At 74.9% G+C, this 19,652-nt stretch carries 2 protein-coding genes; both read right to left on the reverse strand.

Features of this window, described 5'->3' with window-relative positions:
* Positions 1–6,778, reverse strand: a 6,778-nt coding sequence (locus BMZ82_RS42095; RefSeq protein WP_177244710.1) for a type I polyketide synthase, incomplete at its 3' end; no start/stop codon positions are given.
* A gap of 13 nt (positions 6,779–6,791) precedes the next feature.
* The gene (locus BMZ82_RS29175; RefSeq protein ID WP_256252168.1) at positions 6,792–19,640 is read right to left on the reverse strand and encodes a type I polyketide synthase; all 12,849 of its coding nucleotides are present in this window, start codon (positions 19,638–19,640) and stop codon (positions 6,792–6,794) included.
* Between the last annotated feature and the right edge of the window lie 12 nt (positions 19,641–19,652).

Raw genomic sequence — 19,652 nt, forward strand, 5'->3', positions numbered from 1 at the left:
GACCCATCCCCGACCACTGAGAACCCTGACCCGAAAACAGGAACCCGCTCAGCCCACCCCGATCAGCCAACCCACTGACCACACCAGGCGCACCCGCCGCCAACGCGTCCAACCCCGCCAGCAACTCGTCCCGGTCCGCGGCCACCACCGCACCCCGAAACTCCAGCGCCGCCCTCGTCGTAGCCGCAGCCAACGCCAGCCGAGACATCGTCAGTTCAGACCCCGACGCCACCACGAACTCACGCAAACGAGCCGCCTGAGCAGCCAGACCCGCCGCACCACGGCCGGACACGAGCACGGGCAGCGCCTCAGACTCGGCAGGCCCAGCGGCAGGCCCCGTGGCGGCGGATGCCGTGACGGGTGACGTGGCGGGCGGTTGCTCGATGATGACGTGGGCGTTGGTGCCGCTGACGCCGAACGCCGACACGGCGGCGCGGCGGACATCGGTCTCCGGCCAGTCGATCGCCTCGGTGACCAGTCGCACCGGTCCGGCCGACCAGTCGACGTGCGGGGTCGGTTCGCCGACGTGCAGGGTGCGGGGCAGCGCCCCGTGACGCATCGCCTGCACCACCTTGATCACACCGGCGACCCCGGCGGCGGCCTGGGTGTGGCCGATATTGGACTTGACCGACCCCAGCCACAACGGCCGGTCACGTTCGGCACCGTAGGTGGCCAGCAGGGCCTGGGCCTCGATCGGGTCGCCGAGTGTGGTGCCGGTGCCGTGCGCCTCCACCATGTCGATGTCCGAAGGGGACAGTCCGGCGGCGCTCAGCGCGGCGCGGATGACCCGCTCCTGTGAGGGACCGTTGGGGGCGGTGAGCCCGTTGGACGCGCCGTCGGAGTTGACCGCCGAACCGCGCAGCACGGCCAGCACCTCGTGGCCGGCCGCCTGCGCGTCGGACAGCCGCTCCAGTACGAGTATCCCGATGCCCTCGGACCAGCCGGTGCCGTCGGCGTCGGCGGAGAAGGACTTGCAGCGGCCGTCGGCGGCCAGGCCGCGCTGCCGGTCGAACTCGCGGAACGGGGTGGGGCTGGACATGATCGTCACGCCGCCGGCCAGCGCCAGGGTGGATTCGCCTGAGCGCAGCGACTGGGCGGCCAGGTGCAGCGCCACCAGCGAGGACGAGCAGGCGGTGTCCACAGTGACCGCCGGACCGGTGAACCCGAAGGTGTAGGCGACCCGGCCGGTGGCGATGCTGCCCAGGTTGCCGTTGCCGAGGTAGCCCTCCAGCTCCTCGGGCACGTGCGCCAGCCTGGTCGCGTAGTCGTGGTACATCAGCCCGGCGAACACACCGGTGCGGCTGCCGCGCATGGTGAGCGGGTCGATCCCGGCGCGTTCGAACGCCTCCCAGGACAGTTCCAGCAGCAGCCGCTGCTGCGGGTCCATGGCCAGCGCCTCGCGCGGCGAGATGCCGAAGAAGCCGGGGTCGAAGTCACCGGCGTCGGCCAGGAAGCCGCCCAGTCCGACCGGCAGTCCGGGCAGGTCCCAGCCACGGTCGGCGGGGAACCCGGAGATGCCGTCCCGGCCCGCTGCGACCAGGTCCCACAGTTGCTCGGGGGTGCCGACCCCGCCGGGGTAGCGGCAGGCCATGCCGACGATGGCGATCGGCTCGTCCGCCGAGGCCACGACCGTGGGGGTGGTGGGTTCGGGTCCGGTTCCAAGGTCACCGGCCTGGGTGAGGACGAATCCGGCGAGCGCGGCCGGGGTGGGGTGGTCGAACACCAGGGTGGTGGGCAGCCGCAGCCCGGTGGCGACGCCGAGCCGGTTGCGCAGTTCCAGCGCGGTCAGCGAGTCGACGCCGAGGTCGGCGAAGGACTGTTCAGCGCCGACCTGTGCGGCCCCGGCCAGGTCCAGGACCCCGGCGGCCTGGGTGCGCACCAGGTCCAGGGCGGCGCGGCGGCGCTCCGGCGCGGGCAGCGCGCGCAGCCGGTCGGCCCAGCCGGACTGCTGCCGCGTACGGCGACGGCCACGGACCAGGCCCGCGAAGACCGTGGGCAGCGGGTCCAGCCGGTGCAGGGCCGCGGTGTCCAGCCGCATCGGCAGCACGGCCGCCTCACCGAGCCCGACAGCGGCGTCCAGCAGTGCCAAGGCGTCTTCGGTGGACAGGGCGGCGATACCGCTGCGGGCGATGCGGGCCAGGTCGGCTTCGGCGAGCCCGCCGGTGATGCCGCTGCGCTGCTCCCACAGACCCCAGCCCAGCGCGTGCGCGGGCAGCCCGGCGGCGCGGCGCTGCCGGGCCAGCGCGTCCAGGTGGGCGTTGGCGGCGGAGTAGGCGGCCTGTCCGGCGTTGCCGATGGTCGCCGAGGCGGAGGAGAACAGTACGAACCGGGTGAGGTTCCGGTCGCGGGTCAGTTCGTCCAGCCATCGCGCGCCCAGCACCTTCGGCGCCAGCACCGCCCGCAACCGCTCCTCGGTCAGCCCGGTGACGAGGCCGTCGTCCACGACCCCGGCAGCGTGCACCACGGCCGTCACCGGGTGCTCGGCCAACAACGCGGCCACCGCCTCCCGTTCGGCCACGTCACAGGCCACCACCGCCACCTCGGCACCCTGCTCCCGCAGCTCGGCCACCAACCCCGCCATACCCGGCGCCGCATCCCCGCGCCGGGAGGCCAGCACCAGACCACGCACCCCATGACGGCCCACCAGATGCCGCGCGACCAAACCCCCGAGCGTCCCACTCGCCCCCGTGATCAACACCACGTCCTCAGCCGGCCAAGGACCATCCCCCGCATCCCCGGCCGCCTCGGTCACCCGCACCAGCCGGGGCACCAGCAACCGCCCGCCACGCAGGGCCAGTTGTGTTTCGGTGGTGGTGGTCAGCGCCGCGGTCAGTTCCGCGTCCGTGACGGTGGGGTCGGGCGCGTCCAGCAGGACGAACCGGTCGGGCCACTCGACCTGCGCCGAGCGCACCAGGCCCCACACGGCCGCGCCGGCCGGGTCGGGCACCTCCTCGGCGGTGGTGGCGACCGCGCCCCGGGTGACCAGGACCAGCCGGGCACCCGGCGCGGGCTCGTCGGCCAGCCAGCCGCGCACCCGCTCCAGCACGGCGGCGATGCGCTCGGCCACCGGGGTGTCCTCGACCCGGAACAGCTCGTCGGCGCCGGTGTCGTGGTGGTGCCCGGTGTGGGCGGGCGTCCAGTCCAGCCGGTACAGCGAGTCCAGCCGCGCGGGCGGGCGCAGTGCGCCGGTGAGGGCACGCAGCACCACGCGCTCGACGGTGCCGACCGGCGTGCCGCTGTCGTCGGCGAGGTCCACCCGGACCGCGTCGTCCCCGGCGACGGTGAGCCGGACTCGCAGCGCCGCAGCGCCGGCGGCGTACCAGTGGACCCCGTGGAAGGCGAAGGGCAGCCGCAGGGCGTCGCCGCCGCGCAGGGCGAGGGCGTGCAGCGCCGCGTCCAGCAGCGCCGGGTGCAGGCCGAACTCCCCTGCCTGGCCGCGCTGTTGGTCGGGCAGGTTGATCTCGGCGAAGATCTCGTCGCCGCGCCGCCAGGCCGCGCGCAGCCCCTGGAACGCCGGGCCGTAGCCGAGACCGGTCCCGGCGAGCCGGGGGTAGAACTCGTCCAGGGCGACGGGTTCGGCGTCGGCCGGGGGCCACCGCACCAGGTCCACGCCCGTGGTGTCCTCGGTGCTCCCGGTGTCCTCGGCCAGCACACCGGTGGCGTGCCGGGTCCAGGGCAGTGCGGCGTCTTCCGGCCGGGAGTGGACCTCGATGCTGCGGCAGCCGGCGTCGTCGGGTTCGCCGATTCCGACCCGCAGGGCGAGACCGCCCTCGGCGGGCAGCGTCAGCGGGACTTCCAGGGTCAGTTCGTCCAGCCGGGTGTCGCCGAGCAGTTCGGCGGCGTGCCGGGCGAGTTCGACGAACGCGGTGCCGGGCAGCAGCACGGTGTCGGTGACCCGGTGGTCGGCCAGCCAGGGGTGGCTGCGCAGGCTCAACCGTCCGATCAGGACGGTGTCGATCGCGCCGGGGAGGGCGACCAGCGCGCCGAGCAGCGGGTGCCCGGCGGGCAGGGCGCCCAGCGCGGCCGGGTCGGTCGGTTCGGCGGACTCCAGCCAGTAGCGGCGGTGCTGGAAGGCGTAGGTGGGCAGGTCGACCGGGTCGGCGGCGGGCAGGTACCGGGTCCAGTCGACCGTGCCGCCGTACGTGTGGAAGCGGGCCAGCCCGGTGGGCAGGGTCACCGACTCCGGCTGGTCACGACGCATCAACGGGACGAACGCGGCCGTGGCGTCCTCGGGCAGGCAGCCCGGCCCTGCGGCGGTCAGCGCGGTGTCCGGGCCGACTTCGAGGAAGGTGGTGACGCCCAGTTCATGCAGATGCGCCACGGCATCGGCGAACCGGACCGTCTCCCGGACGTTACGCACCCAATAGTCGGCGCTGGTGGGCGTCGCCCCGACCTCCACCGTCGACACGAAGGGGATACGCGGGGCGTCGAAGGCGACACCGGCGATGGCCTCGCGGAACCGCTCCAACACCGGCTCCACCAACGGCGAATGGAACGCATGACTCACCCGCAGCCGGGTGCACCGCCAGCCCCGCTCCCGTACCCGCCCCTCGACGACGTCCACCGCCGACTCCACACCCGAGACCACAACAGATCGAGATCCGTTGACGGCCGCGATCCCGACCTCGCCGTTCAACCCGGTCAGGACTTCGGCCACGTCCGCCTCAGCCGCGTTCACCGCGAGCATCGCGCCACCCGACGGCAACTCCTGCATCAACCCCGCCCGCGCACACACCAACGCCACCGCGTCATCCAACGACAACACCCCGGCCACATGCGCAGCAGCCACCTCACCCACCGAATGCCCGGTCACTAAGTCCGGCACCACACCGAACGACTCCAACAACCGGAACAACGACACCTCAACCACGAACAGCCCACACTGCGCGAACAACGTCTGGTCCAGTTGCTCACCGCCGCCGAGGATCACCTCCCGCACCGGACGCCCGACAACCGACTCCACACGGCCGCAGATGTCCTCGAACGACGCGGCGAACACCGGATACCGCGCCAGAAGCTCCCGACCCATCCCCGACCACTGAGAACCCTGACCCGAAAACAGGAACCCGCTCAGCCCACCCCGATCAGCCAACCCACTGACCACACCAGGCGCACCCTCGGCCAGCGCGTCCAACCCGGCCAACAACTCGTCCCGGTCCGCGGCCACCACCGCGCCCCGAAACTCCAGCGCCGCCCTCGTCGTAGCCGCAGCCAACGCCAGCCGAGGCACCGTCAGTTCAGACCCCGCCGCCACCACGAACTCACGCAAACGAGCCGCCTGAGCGGCCAGACCCGCCGCACCGCGGCCGGAGAGCACCACCGGGACGGGCAGGGAGAGCACCGGTTCCGGTGCGGGGTCGGTGGTCTGTTCCGGTGTGTCGTCGGCGGGTGCGGTCGGGTCGGGAGCCTCCTCCAGGATGACGTGGGCGTTGGTGCCGCTGATGCCGAACGAGGACACGGCGGCGCGGCGCGGTCGCTCGCCGCGCGGCCAGGACACCGCCTCGGTGACCGGTGCGAGGGTGCCGGACGACCAGTCGATGTGCGGGGACGGGGGGTCCGCGTGCAGCGTCTTCGGCACGGTCTCGTGGCGCAGCGCCAGCACGGACTTGATCACCCCGGCGACCCCGGCGGCGGCGAGGGTGTGCCCGATGTTGGACTTCACGGTGCCCAGCCACAGCGGCCGGTCGCGGTCGGCGGCGTAGGTGGCCAGCAGCGCCTGCGCCTCGATCGGGTCGCCCAGCGAGGTGCCGGTGCCGTGCGCCTCGATCAGGTCGACGTCCGCGCCGGTGAGCCCGGCGCCGGCCAGCGCGGCGCGGATGACGCGCTGCTGGGAGGGACCGTTGGGGGCGGTGAGCCCGTTGGACGCGCCGTCCTGGTTGACGGCGGAGCCGCGGATGACGGCGAGGACCGGGTGGTTGTTGCGCTGTGCGTCGGACAGGCGCTCCAGGACCAGCACGCCGACGCCCTCGGCCATGCCCATGCCGTCGGCGGCGGCGGAGAACGCCTTGCACCGGCCGTCGGCGGCCAGCACCCGCTGGCGGCTGAACTCGACCAGCGGCCCGGGGCCGGCCAGCACGGTCACGCCGCCGGACAGGGCGAGCGAGGACTCCCCGTTGCGCAGCGACTGCACGGCCAGGTGCAGGGTGACCAGCGAGGTGGAGCAGGCGGTGTCCACGGTGATCGCCGGGCCCTCGACGCCGAGGGTGTAGGAGACGCGGCCGGACAGCACGCTGGAGACGACGCCGGTGACCAGGTGTCCTTCGACGCTGGCGGGGGCCTGCGCCAGGCTGGTGCCGTACTCCTGGTAGTTCTGGCCGACGAACACGCCGGTGCTGCTGCCGCGCAGGCCGGTGGGGTCGATCCCGGCGCGTTCCAGTGCCTCCCAGGAGGTCTCCAGGAGCAGCCGCTGCTGCGGGTCCATCGCGAGTGCCTCGCGCGGGGAGATGCCGAAGAAGCCCGCGTCGAACGCGCCCGGGTCGTCCAGGAAGCCGCCGCGTCGCACGTAGGTGTGGCCGGAGCGTTCCGGGTCGGGGTCGTAGAGTCCTTCGACGTCCCAGCCGCGGTCGGTGGGCAGGTCGCCGGTGACGTCCCGGCCCTCGGCCAGCACCTGCCACAGGTCCTCCGGGGAGCGCACTCCGCCCGGGTAGCGGCAGGCCATGCCGACGACGGCGATGGGCTCGGTGCGGGTCTGTTCGACCTCTTGCAGGCGGCGGTTGGCCTTGCGCAGGTCGACCATGACCCGCTTGAGGTAGCCCCGGAGCTTTTCTTCCTCGGACATGTCCAACCCTTTCTCAGCTCGTCCCGAGTTCGCGGTCGATGAGGTCGTACATCTCCTCGTTCGACGTCGGGTCGAAGTCGTCGTCGTCCTCGCCGTCCTCGCCGTCCTTGCCGACGAGCGAGAGCATCGCCCGCAGCCGCAGTTCGATGTCGGCCCGCTCGCCGTCGAGATCCGCGGTGGACAGTCGCTCGGCGAGCCGGTCCAGTTCGGTGAGGACGGGTGGTTCGGCGGGTGCCAACCGGGCGCGCAGGTACTCGGCCACCGCGGCCGGGGTGGGCTGGTCGAAGACCAGCGTGGCCGGCAGGGTCAGCCCGGTGCTCTCGCCGAGCCGGTTGCGCAGTTCGATCCCGGTCAGCGAGTCGTAGCCCAGGTCGCGGAACGCGCGGTCGGCGCCGATCGCGGCGGAGCCGGAGTGGCCCAGTACGACGGCGGCCTGTTCGCGCACCAGTCGCAGCAGGGCGCCGCGGCCTTCGGTGTCCGAAAGGCCGGCCAGCCGCTGCGACCAGGAGGAACCGGCCGACTGCGGTTCCGTTTCGACGGTGGTGCGCAGCGCGCGCTGTGCCTCGGGGATCTCGGCGAACAGCGGCCTGCTGCGGGCCGAGGTGAACAGCGGCATGAACTTCGCCCAGTCCACATCGGCCACCGACAGTCCGGTCTCGGCGCGTTCGAGGATGGTGCGCAGCGCGTCGAGCGCCGGTTCGGGGGCGATCAACGGCAGGCCCTGGCGGCGCAGTTGGTCGGCGTCCACCCCGTCGGGGAAGCGCGCGCCGTCCCATACGCCCCAGGCCACCGAGGTCACCGGCAGGCCGGCCGTACGGGCCTGCTCGGCCAGCGCGTCCAGTTCGGCGTTGGCCGCGGCGTAGGCACCGTGGTCGCCGCTGCCCCACACCCCGGCGATGGAGGAGTAGAAGACCATCGCGTCCAGTTCGGCCGGGTCGAGCAGGTCGACGAGGTGCCGGGCGCCCTGGACCTTGGCGGTGAGGACGTCGGCGTACTCGGCGAGGCTCGTGTCGGGCAGTGCGGCCAGCCGCATCAGCGCGGCGGCGTGCACCACCGTGCGCACCGTCTCGCCCTGCTCGCGCAGCCCGGCCAGCAGGGCCGCGACGGCGGTCCGGTCGCCGATGTCGCAGGCCCGTGCGGTCAGCCGGACGCCGAGGGCGTCGAGTTCGGCCGCCAGTTCGGCGATCCCCTCGGCGTGCGCGCCGCTGCGGCTGACCAGGACGACGTGCCGGGCGCCGAGCCCGGCGAGCCAGCGGGCGATCTCCGGGCCCAGCGCGCCGGTGCCGCCGGTCACGAGCGCGGTGTCCCTGGCCTGCCAGCCGTCGGCCGGACCGCCGTCGAGCGGGGCGTGCACCAGCCGCCGCAGCAGCGTGCCGGAAGGGCGTACGGCGAGCTGGTCCTCGTCGCCCCAGCCGCCGGCCAGGACGGCGCGCAGTTGCTCGAGCGCGGCGTCGTCCGGTTCGGCGGGCAGGTCGACCAGGCCGCCCCAGAGCTTCGGGTGCTCCAGCATCACCACCCGGCCCAGGCCCCACAGTTGCGCCGCGCTCGGCTCGCGCAGCGGATCGGTGTCGCCGGTGCGCACCGCGCCGGAGGTCGCCAGCCACAGCGGCAGCGCCGCGTCCAGGTCGCCCAGCGCCTGCACGACCGCCAGGGTGGCGGCCACGCCGGTGGGCACCACGGGGTGCTGCGGGTGCGGGCGGCGGTCGGCGGCCAGCAGGGACAGCACGCCGCGTGGGGTGTGGTCGGCGAGCGCGCGGCGCAGTTGCCCGGTCAGGGCGGCGCGGTCGGCGTGTTCGGTGTCGACGGTGACGGTGCGCACCGGGAGGCCTCCGGTGAGCGTGTCCAGCCAGTCCTGGTCCGCGCCGGTGCCGGGCACCAGGGCCAGCCACTCGCCGTCCGGCGCGGTGCGCTCGGGCGCGCCCGCGGCGCGCCATTCGACGCGGTGGCGCCAGGTGTCGGACCGGGCCGCGGCCTGCTCCGCCAGCCAGTACCAGCGGTGCTGGAAGGCGTACGTGGGCAGGTCCACCGGCCGTGCGCCGGCGCCGGCGAACACGTCGGCCAGCCGCACCCCGGCCCCGCGCACGTGCGCCTCGGCGAGCGACTGGGCGAACCGCGGCCAGCCGCCGTCGTCGCGGCGCAGCGTGGACAGTACGGTGGCGCGCGCCCCGGCGGCGTCCACCGTCTCCTGCACGCCCTGGGCGACCACCGGGTGCGGGCTGATCTCCAGGAAGGTGCCGATCCCGGCGTCCAGCGCGGCGTGCACCGCGTCGGCGAACCGGACGGTCTGGCGCAGGTTGGTGTACCAGTATTCGCCGGTCAGTTCGCGGGTGTCCAGGCGCTGCCCGGTGACCGTCGAGTACAGCTCGACCCGCGCCGCCTGCGGGCTGATCGCCGCGAGCAGCGCGGCCAGTTTCTCCTTGACGGCGGTGACCTGGGTGGAGTGCGAGGCGTAGTCCACCGCGATGCGCCGGGCCCGTACCCCGCGCGACTCGCAGACGGCCCGCAGGTCCTCGAGGGCGGACGGGTCCCCGGAGACGACGGTGGAGGTGGGGCTGTTGACGGCGGCCACGCCCAGCTTGTCGTCGGCGAACAGGGCCCGTACGTCGTCGGCGGGCAGCGCCACCGACATCATGCCGCCCTTGCCGGACAGTTCGGTCAGGGCCTGGCTGCGCAGGGACACCACCGCGGCGGCGTCGGCCAGGGACAGCGCCCCGGCGACGCAGGCCGCGGCGATCTCGCCCTGCGAGTGCCCGATCACCGCCTCCGGTTCCACGCCGTGCGCGCGCCACAGCGCGGCCAGCGACACGGTGACCGCGAAGGTCACCGGCTGCACCACGTCCACCCGCTCCAGGCCCGGCGCGCCCGGCGCGCCGCGCAGGACGTCCAGCACCGACCAGTCCACGTGCGCCTCGATCGCGGCGGCGCACTCGGCGAGCCGGGCGGCGAACACCGGCTCGGAGTCCAGCAGTTCCAGCGCCATCCCGGCCCACTGCGCGCCCTGTCCGGGGAACACGAACGCCACGCGCCGCGCCGCGTCGGTCGCGGCGGCGCGCAGCACGCCCGGGGTGTCACGGCCCTCGGCGAGTGCGGCGAGCCGGTCGCCCAGTTGCTCGGGGTCGGCGGCCAGCACGACCGCGCGGTGCTCCAGGGCGGCCCGGCCGGTCACGCTGGACCAGGCGATGTCCAGGACCCGGTGGCCGGGGTGGTCGGCGAGGTGCGCGGCCAGCCGCGCGGCCTGCTCGCGCAGGGCGTCCTCGCTCTGCCCGGACAGCGCGACCGGCAGCAGCCGAGGCGCGGCCTGCGGCAGCGCCGTACCGGATGCGTCGGCGGGTGCGGGTTGGGCCTGCTCGACGATGACGTGCGCGTTGGTGCCGCTGATCCCGAAGGAGGACACCCCGGCGCGGCGCGGGCGGCCGGTGTCCGGCCACGGCTGTTCCTCGGTGAGCAGCCGGACCCCGCCGGACGCCCAGTCCACGTGCGGGGAGGGCTCGTCCACGTGCAGGGTGCGGGGCAGCACCCCGTGTTGCAGTGCCTGCACCACCTTGATCACACCCGCGACGCCCGCGGCGGCCTGCGCGTGCCCGATGTTCGACTTGATCGACCCGAGCCACAGGGGTTCGCCGGCGCGGTCGCGGCCGTAGGTGGCCAGCAGCGCCTGGGCCTCGATCGGGTCGCCGAGCGGCGTCCCGGTGCCGTGGCCCTCCACCGCGTCGACGTCCTGCGGGGACAGTCCGGCGGCGGCCAGCGCGGAGCGGATCACCCGCTCCTGCGAGGGGCCGTTGGGTGCCGTCAGGCCGTTGGACGCGCCGTCCTGGTTGACCGCCGAGCCGCGCACCACGGCCAGCACGCGGTGGCCGTTGGCGCGCGCCGCGGACAGCGGTTCGAGCAGCAGCAGGCCGACGCCCTCGGCCCAGCCGGTGCCGTCGGCGGCCCCGGTGAAGGACTTGCAGCGCCCGTCGGCGGCCAGCCCGCGCTGCCGGGAGAACGCGGTGAAGGTGGTCGGTTCGGCCATCACCGTCACCCCGCCGGCCAGCGCCAGCGAGCATTCCCCGGAGCGCAGCGCCTGCGCCGCGAGGTGCAGCGCCACCAGCGAGGAGGAGCACGCCGTGTCCACGGTGACGGCGGGCCCCTGGAGGCCGAGGGTGTAGGCGACCCGGCCGGAGGCGACGCTCGCGGCGGTGCCGGTGAGCAGGTGGCCCTCGACGCCTTCGGGCAGCTCGCGCAGCGTGGTGGCGTAGTCGTGGTACATCAGGCCGGTGAACACGCCGGTCTGGCTGCCGCGCAGCGAGGACGGGTCGATGCCCGCCCGCTCCAGCGCCTCCCAGGCGGTCTCCAGGAGCAGCCGCTGCTGCGGGTCCATGGCCAGCGCCTCGCGCGGCGAGACCCCGAACAGCGCGGCGTCGAAGCGGCCGGCGTCGTAGAGGAAGCCGCCGTGCCGGGTGTAGGTGTGGCCGGCCCGGTCGGGGTCCGGGTCGTAGAGGCCGGTCACGTCCCAGCCGCGGTCGGTGGGGAACCCGCCGATGGCGTCGCCGCCGGCGGCCACCAGGTCCCACAGGTCCTCCGGCGAGGCGACCCCGCCCGGGAAGCGGCAGGCCATGCCGACGATCGCGATCGGCTCGTCCGCGGCGACCGCCGGGGTTACGGCCGCGTGGGCGGTCGTCGGGGTGTCGTCACCGGCTTCGTCGCCGAGCAGTTCGCCGCGCAGGTACCCGGCCAGTCCGGCGGGCGTGGGGTGGTCGAAGACCACGGTCACCGGCAGCCGTATCCCGGTCGCCCGGCCCAGCCGGTTGCGCAGTTCCACCGCGGTCAGCGAGTCGAAGCCGACGTCCTTGAACGGCCGGTGGGGTGAGAGCCCGCCGGGGTCGGAGTGGCCGAGCACGACGGCCGCCTGGGTCAGCACCAGGTCCTGGAGCACCCGCAGCGGCTCGCCCTCGGCGAGTCGCCGGCGCAGCCCGTCGGCGCCGTGCGCCGCACCGTCGGCGGTGGCGGCGGCCCGGCGCACCGCCGGGACCAGTGCGCGCAGCACCGGGGACAGCACGCCCTCGGCCGCCCGCTCGCGCAGCGTCGCCAGGTCCAGTCGGGCGGCCAGCAGCACCGGTTCGTCCAGCGCGGTGGCCGCGTCGAACAGGTCGAGCGCGGTGCCGGAGTCCAGCGGCGACATGCCGGCGCGGGCCAGCCGGGCCCGGTCGGTGTCGGCCATCTGCCCGGTCATCCCGCTGCTTTCGGCCCACAGTCCCCAGGCCACCGCGGTGGCGGGCAAGCCGGCGGCGTGGCGCTGCGCGGCGAGCCCGTCGAGTGCGGCGTTGGCCGCCGCGTAGGCGGCCTGTCCGGCGTTGCCGAACGTTCCGGCCACCGAGGAGAACAGGACGAACGCGGTGAGATCGGGGCCGGTCAGTTCGGCCAGGTGCCGTGCGCCGTCCACCTTGGCCCGGAACACCTCGGCCACCCGCTGTGGGGTGAGCGCGGCGAGCAGTCCGTCGTCGAGGACTCCGGCGGCATGGACGACGGCCGTCACCGGGTGCTCGGCCAACAACGCGGCCACCGCCTCCCGCTCGGCCACGTCACAGGCCACCACCGCCACCTCGGCACCCTGCTCCCGCAGCTCGGCCACCAACCCCGCCATACCCGGAGCCGCATCCCCGCGCCGGGAGGCCAGCACCAGACCACGCACCCCATGACGGCCCACCAGATGCCGCGCGACCAAACCCCCGAGCGTCCCACTCGCCCCCGTGATCAACACCACGCTCTCAGCCGACCAAGGACCATCCCCCGCACCCTCCGCCACCTCGGTCACCTCGGTGACGCGCACCAGCCGGGGCACCAGCACCCGCCCGCCACGCAGGGCCAGTTGGGCTTCTCCGGTGCCGGCGAGCCGGGGCAGCAGGGCCTCGGACGCGGCGTGCCCGTCGGTGTCGGCCAGCACGAAGCGGTCCGGGTTCTCCGTCTGCGCGCTGCGCAGCAGGCCCCACACCGCCGCGGCGTCCGGGTCGACCGGCGGCTCCCCCGGCCCGGCGGCGACCGCGCCACGGGTGAGCAGCACCAGCCGGGAGTCGGCGAACCGCTCCTCGGCCAGCCAGCGCTGCGCGACCGCCAGGGCATCGATCACCCCGGTCACCGCGACGCCCACCGTGGCGGGCACCTGGTCACCCAGTTCGTCCAGCCCGCCCGGGCCGGCCAGTGCCGCCCACGGGCCGTCCTGCGCCGGGGCCGCCGAGGGAACCCAGTCGGTGCGGTACAGGTGATCCTGGCGGCCGGCCGCGAGTTGCCGGGCGGTCACCGGGCGGAAGGCCAGCGAGTCGATCACCGCGACCGGGTTGTCCTCGGCGTCGGTGATGGTGATCGACACGGTGCCGTCGGCCGCGGGGCGCAGTCGTACCCGCGCCGTGGCCGCACCGGACCGGTACAGCCGGACCCCGGTGAACGCGAACGGCAGGGCGGTCGTGGCAGCGGGGTCGGCGGTGCCGTCGGCCGGGATGGCCGCGTGCAGCGCCGCGTCCAGCAGCGCCGGGTGCAGTCCGAACGACCCGGCTTCGCCCGCCGCCGGTTCCGGCAGGGCGACCTCGGCGAACAGTTCCTCGCCGTGTCGCCACAACCGGCGCAGGCCCTGGAACACCGGCCCGTAGCCGTAGCCGAGCCGGGCCAACGCCGGGTAGCGGTCGGCCAGTTCGACGGGGGTGGCGGCGGCCGGCGGCCAGTCGCCGGTCTCGGGCGCGGGCGCTGCGGTCACGCCGAGTCGGCCCGTGGCGTGGTGCGTCCACTGCGGACCGGCACCCGGCCGGGAGTACACGTCCACGGCGCGGCCGCCGTCGTCGTCCGGCGCGCCGAGCACCATCTGCACCCGTACGCCGCCGCGCTCGGGCAGCGGCAGCGGCGCGTGCACGGTCAGTTCCTCCAGCACCGGGCAGCCCGCCTCGTCCCCGGCGCGCACGGCCAGTTCGACGAGTGCGGCACCGGGCAGTACGACGGTGCCGAACACCGTGTGGTCGGCCAGCCAGGGCTGGCGCTGCCGGGACAGCTCACCGGTCAGCAGCAGCTCACCGGTGGAGGCCACCGGCGAGGCCGCGCCCAGCAGCGGGTGCGCGGTGGCGTCCAGCCCGAACCCGGCCGGATCCGATCCGCCCGCCGGGGTGGACAGCCAGTACCGCTGCCGCTGGAAGGCGTAGGTCGGCAGCTCCGCCCGGTGGCCGGTGGCGCCGAACGCGGCGGTCCAGTCGACCGGGACCCCGCGTACGTGGGCCTCGGCCAGCGACAGCAGGAACCGGCCGGGGCCGCCCTGGTCGCGGCGCAGCGAACCGACCACCACGGCCGTGCTGCCCGCCGACTCGACGGTGTCCTGTACGGCGGTGGTCAGGATCGGGTGCGGGCTGACCTCGACGAACACCCGGTGCCCGGCGCGGTCCAGCTCGCGGACGGTCTCCTCGAAGTGGACCGTCTGGCGCAGGTTGCGGTACCAGTACTCGGCGTCCAGGACCGCGGTGTCCAGCCGCTCGCCGGTCACCGTGGAGTAGAACGGGATCTCGGCGCCGCGCGGCTCCAGTCCGGCGAGCCGGTCCAGCAGGTCGGCCCGGATCCGTTCCACCTGCGGGGAGTGCGAGGCGTAGTCGACGGCGACGAGCCGGGCCCGCGCCCCTTCGGCGGTCAGCTCGGCGGCCAGTTCCCGCAGCGCGTCCGGTTCACCGGAAAGCACCACCGCGGCGGGCCCGTTGACGGCGGCCACCGACACCCGGTCGGCCCAGGCCGCCAGCCGTGGTTCCAGCTCGGCGATCGGCAGCGCCACCGACATCATCCCGCCGGCCCCGGACAGCGCGCCCAGCGCGGCGCTGCGCAGCGCGCTCACCTTCGCCGCGTCCCGCAGGGACAACGCCCCCGCGACACAGGCAGCCGCAATCTCACCCTGCGAATGCCCGACCACCGCATCGGGCTCCACCCCGAACGACCGCCACAGCGCCGCCAGCGACACCATCACCGCGAACGACACCGGCTGTACGACGTCCACCCGGTCCAACGACGGCTGACCCGCCTCGCCCCGCAGCACACCCACCAACGACCAGTCCACGAACTCGCCCAGCGCCGACGCGCACTCGGCCATCCGCGCCGCGAACACCTCCGACGAGTCCAGCAACTCGACCGCCATGCCCGCCCACTGCGCGCCCTGGCCGGGAAACACGAACACCGTGCGCCCGGCCACGTCGGCCACCCCGCGCACCAGGTCGGGCGACTCCTCGTCGGCGGCCAGCGTGCGCAGCCCCCGCACCAGGTCCGCGCGGTCGGCGGCGGTCAGTACGGCCCGGTGCTCCAGCCCCGCCCGGGTGGTGGCGCTCGCGCGCGCGACGTCCTCCAGGGTCAGTTCGGGCCGCCGCTCCAGGTGCGCGGCCAGCCGCTCCGCCTGCGCCCGCAACGCGGCCGCGGTCTGCCCGGACACCACCACCGGCACCGGACCGGACCGCAGCACCGTGTTCGCCGCCGCCGGGGATACGACCGCTGCTTCCGCCGCCGTCTCGGGTGCCTGCTCGACGATGACGTGCGCGTTGGTGCCGCTGATGCCGAACGACGACACTCCGGCCCGGCGCGGCCGGTCGCGCTCCGGCCAGGACCGCGCCTCGGTGAGCAGTCGTACCCCACCGGCCGACCAGTCCACGTAGGGGGAGGGTTCGTCCACGTGCAGCGTGCGCGGCAGCATTCCGTGCCGCATCGCCTGGACGACCTTGATCACCCCGGCGACCCCGGCGGCGGCCTGAGTGTGCCCGATGTTGGACTTCAGCGACCCCAGCCAGAGCGGATCCCCGTCGCGGTCGCGGCCGTACGTGGCCAGCAGCGCCTGCGCCTCGATCGGGTCGCCCAGCGTGGTGCCGGTGCCGTGCGCCTCGACCAGGTCCACGTCCGAGGTGGACAGGTGCGCGGCGGCCAGCGCGGACCGTACGACCCGCTCCTGCGCGGGACCGTTCGGCGCGGTCAGCCCGTTGGACGCGCCGTCCTGGTTCACCGCCGAGCCGCGCAGCACCGCCAGCACCGGGTGGCCGTTGGCTTGCGCGTCGGACAGCCGCTCCAGCACCAACTGCCCGGCGCCCTCCGCCCAGCCGGTGCCGTCGGCCGTCGCCGCGAACGACTTGCAGCGTCCGTCCGGCGCGAGTCCGCGCTGCCGGGAGAACTCCACGAAGATGCCCGGCGTGGACATCACCGTCACCCCGCCGGCCAGCGCGAGCGAGCACTCCCCGGCGCGCAGCGCCTGCGCCGCCAGGTGCACCGCCACCAGCGACGAGGAGCACGCCGTGTCCACGGTGACCGCCGGGCCCTGCAGTCCCAGGCTGTAGGCGATGCGGCCGGACGCGACGCTGGCCGTGGTGCCGGTCAGCACGTAGCCGTCCAGGCCGGCGGCGTCCTCGTGCATCCGTGGGCCGTAGTCCTGCGCCATCACCCCGGCGAACACCCCGGTCGTGCTGTCCCGCAGGGACAGCGGGTCGATGCCGGCCCGCTCCAGCGCCTCCCAGGACGTCTCCAGCAGCAGCCGCTGCTGCGGGTCCATGGCCAGTGCCTCGCGCGGCGAGATCCCGAACAGGGCGGCGTCGAACTCGGCCGCGTCGTACAGGAATCCGCCGTCGCGCGCGTAGGTGCGGCCCGGCCGGTCCGGATCCGCGTCGAACAGCCCGTCCAGGTCCCAGCCACGGTCGGTGGGGAACCCGCCGACCGCGTCGCCACCGGAGGCCAGCAGGTCCCACAGCTCCTCGGGCGAGCCGACCCCGCCGGGCAGCCGGCAGGCCATGCCGACGATCGCGATCGGCTCGGCAGCGGGAGCCGCCACCACGGGCGCGAGGTCCGCCGGTGTCCCGGCGGCCAGTACGGCGATCAGGTGCGCGGTGATGCGTTCCGGCGTCGGGTGGTCCAGCGCGACCGTGGCGGGCAGCCGCAACCCGGTCGCCTCGGCCAGCCGCTGCCCCAGCTCCACCGCCATCAGCGAGCCGAAACCCAGGTCCCGGAACGGGCGGTGTACGTCCAACTCCTCGACGGAGTCCAGTTCCAGCGCCGCGGCCACCTCGGCACGCACCAGGGCGCGCACCGCCTGCTCCCGCTCGGCCGCCGGCAGCCCGGCCGCCCCCGTAACGGGCCGCGTCGACGCCTCGGCCGTCGGCGCGTCCGCCACGGCGGGCGTCGCGCCGCCGGTGACCGTCACCCCGGCGAGCCAGTGCCGCCTGCGTTGGAACGGGTAGGTCGGCAACGGGATCCGCCGCGCCCCGGAGCCGGCGTAGAACCGCGCCCAGTCCACCGGCACACCCCGTACGTGCACGCGTGCCACCGCCGTGAGCAGCGACCGCAGGTCCGGGCGCTCGCCGCCGGCCATCGCGGCGACGAACGCCACGTCGTCCGGCGCGCTGCCCGGGCCCATCGCGCACAGCGTCCCGTCCGGGCCCAGCTCCAGGAACGTGCGCGCGCCGCGTGCGCAGGCCGTGGCGATCGCGTCGGCGAAGCGCACCGTGCCGCGGGTGTGCCGCGCCCAGAACTCCGGCCAGTCCAGGCCGGTCACGTCCAGTTCGGCACCGGTCAGCGAGGACAGGACCGGCAGGTTCGGCCGCCGCCAGTCGATCCCGGCGGCGGCGGCGCGCATCCCGTCCAGGATGCCGTCCACGTGGGCCGAGTGGCTGGCCATCGGGACCTGGATGCGCCGGGTGCGCCGACCCGTCGCGGACCAGCGGCCCGCGATCTCCAGCGTGGCGGCCTCGTCGCCCGAAAGCACCGTGGCGGTCGGGCTGTTGAGCGCGGCGACCGACACCAGTCCGCCGGACGCCTCGACGTCCGGCAGCAGCTCCGCCTCGGACGCCTCCACCAGCATCATCACCCCACCGGGCGGGATCTCCTGCATCAGCCGGCCACGGGCGGCCACCAGCGCGCAGGCGTCGGCCAGCGACATCGCCCCGGCGACGTGCAGGGCGGCCAACTCGCCGAAGGAGTGGCCGAGTACGGCGTCCGGGGTGATCCCCCAGCTCTCCACCAGCCGGAACAGCCCAACCTGGACGGCGAACAGCGCGGGCTGCGTGTACGTCGGCTCGTCGAGCAGCGCCGCGGCCGCCGAACCCTCCTCGGCGAAGACCACCTCCAGCAGTGGCCTCGGCAGGTGGGCGCCCATCTCCTCGGCTATCTCGTCCAGCGCGGCGGCGAACACCGGGTGACGCCGGTAGATGTCCCGGCCCATCCCGGGCCGCTGGTTGCCCTGGCCGGCGAACAGGAACACGGTCCGCCCCTCGACGGCCGTACCGCGCACCACCCGCGCGCTCGCCGCGTCGGCGGCCAGCGCCTCCAACAGCCCGGGCACCTCGTCGGCCGACTCGGCGACCAACACCGCCCGCCGCTCCAGCCGACTGCGCGTGGTGGCCAGCGAGTAAGCAAGGTCCACCGGGGCCCCCGCCGTCGCCCCGCCCAACAAACCGGCCAACTCGGCCAGCGCCCCCGGACTCCGCGCGAACAACGGCACCAGCACCGGACCGTCGTACGGCCCGACGGCGCGCTCGGGCACGGCGGCGGGAACGGGCGCGGCGGCGGGGGCAGGCTCGGTGCCGGGAACGAGCGCCGTGCCGGGAACAGGCGGTTCGGTCAGTACGACGTGGCAGTTGGCACCGCCCATGCCGAACGCGCTCACCCCGGCCAGGCGCGGGCCGTCGGCGGCGGGCCACGGTCCGGTCTCGGTGACGACCCGCAACCCCAGCTCCGTCAACGGGATCCGCGGGTTCGGGGTGCGGAAGTTCAGGCTGGGCACCAGTTCCCGGCGCGACAGGCACAGCACGGTCTTGACCAGGCCGGCGATCCCGGCAGCGCCCTCGAGGTGCCCGATGTTCGTCTTCACCGAGCCGACCAGCAGGGGCCGCTCGCGCCCCGCCACCGCACCCAGCGCGGCGCCCAGCGCCGCGGCCTCGACCGGGTCGCCCAACGGCGTTCCGGTGCCGTGCAGTTCCACGTAGCTCAACTCGGCCGGGGACACCCCGGCCGCCGCGCAGGCCAGCCGCAGCACTTCCTGCTGCGCCTCCTGGCGCGGGGCGGTGAGCGAGTCGCCGCCGCCGTCGTTGTTGGTGGCGCTGCCCCGGATCACCGCGTGCACGGTGTCCCCGTCGGCCAGCGCCGCCGACAGCGGCTTGAGCACCAGCACCGCGCCGCCCTCGCCGCGCACGAACCCGTCGGCCCGCTCGTCGAAGGTGTAGCAGCGCCCGTCCGGCGAGATCGCGCCCAGCGCCTGGGTGACGTCGTAGCCGTGCTGGGAGATGTTCAGGTTGACGCCGCCGGCCAGCGCCACGGTGCACTCCCCCGCCGCCAGTGCCTGGCAGGCCAGGTGGACCGCGACCAGCGCGGAGGACTGCGCGCTGTCCACCACCAGGCTCGGCCCGCGCAGTCCGAGCGCGTAGGACACCCGGTTGGCGATCATCGCCCGGTTGCGGCCGGTGGCCGAGTGCGGGCTCAGTCGTGCGCCGCGCAGCGCCGCGTAGTCGTCGTAGGTGGCGCCGACGTACACGCCGGTGCCGTCCGCGCTGCCGTCCGTTCCGTCGCCCGGGATGATCCCGGCGTCCTCGAACGCCTCCCAGGCCAGTTCCAGCACCAGCCGCTGCTGCGGGTCCAGCACCGCCGCCTCGCCCGGGGAGACGCCGAAGAACCCCGCGTCGAACGAGTCGACCTGGTCGAGGAAGCCCGCCCGTACCGGCTCGCCGGAGGGCAGCACGGGCACGGCCGGGCCGTCCGGGTGGCAGCGTCGCGGACCGGGTTCGCTCAGCGCGTCCCGCCCGTCGCGCAGCAACTGCCAGAACTCGGCGGGGTTCGCCGCTCCCGGCAGCCGGCACGCCAGGCCGACGACGGCGACCGGTTCCTGGCCGGCGGCGTTACCCACTCGGTTACCCAC

It is taken from the genome of Streptomyces sp. yr375, assembly GCF_900110755.1.
Taxonomy (GTDB): domain Bacteria; phylum Actinomycetota; class Actinomycetes; order Streptomycetales; family Streptomycetaceae; genus Streptomyces.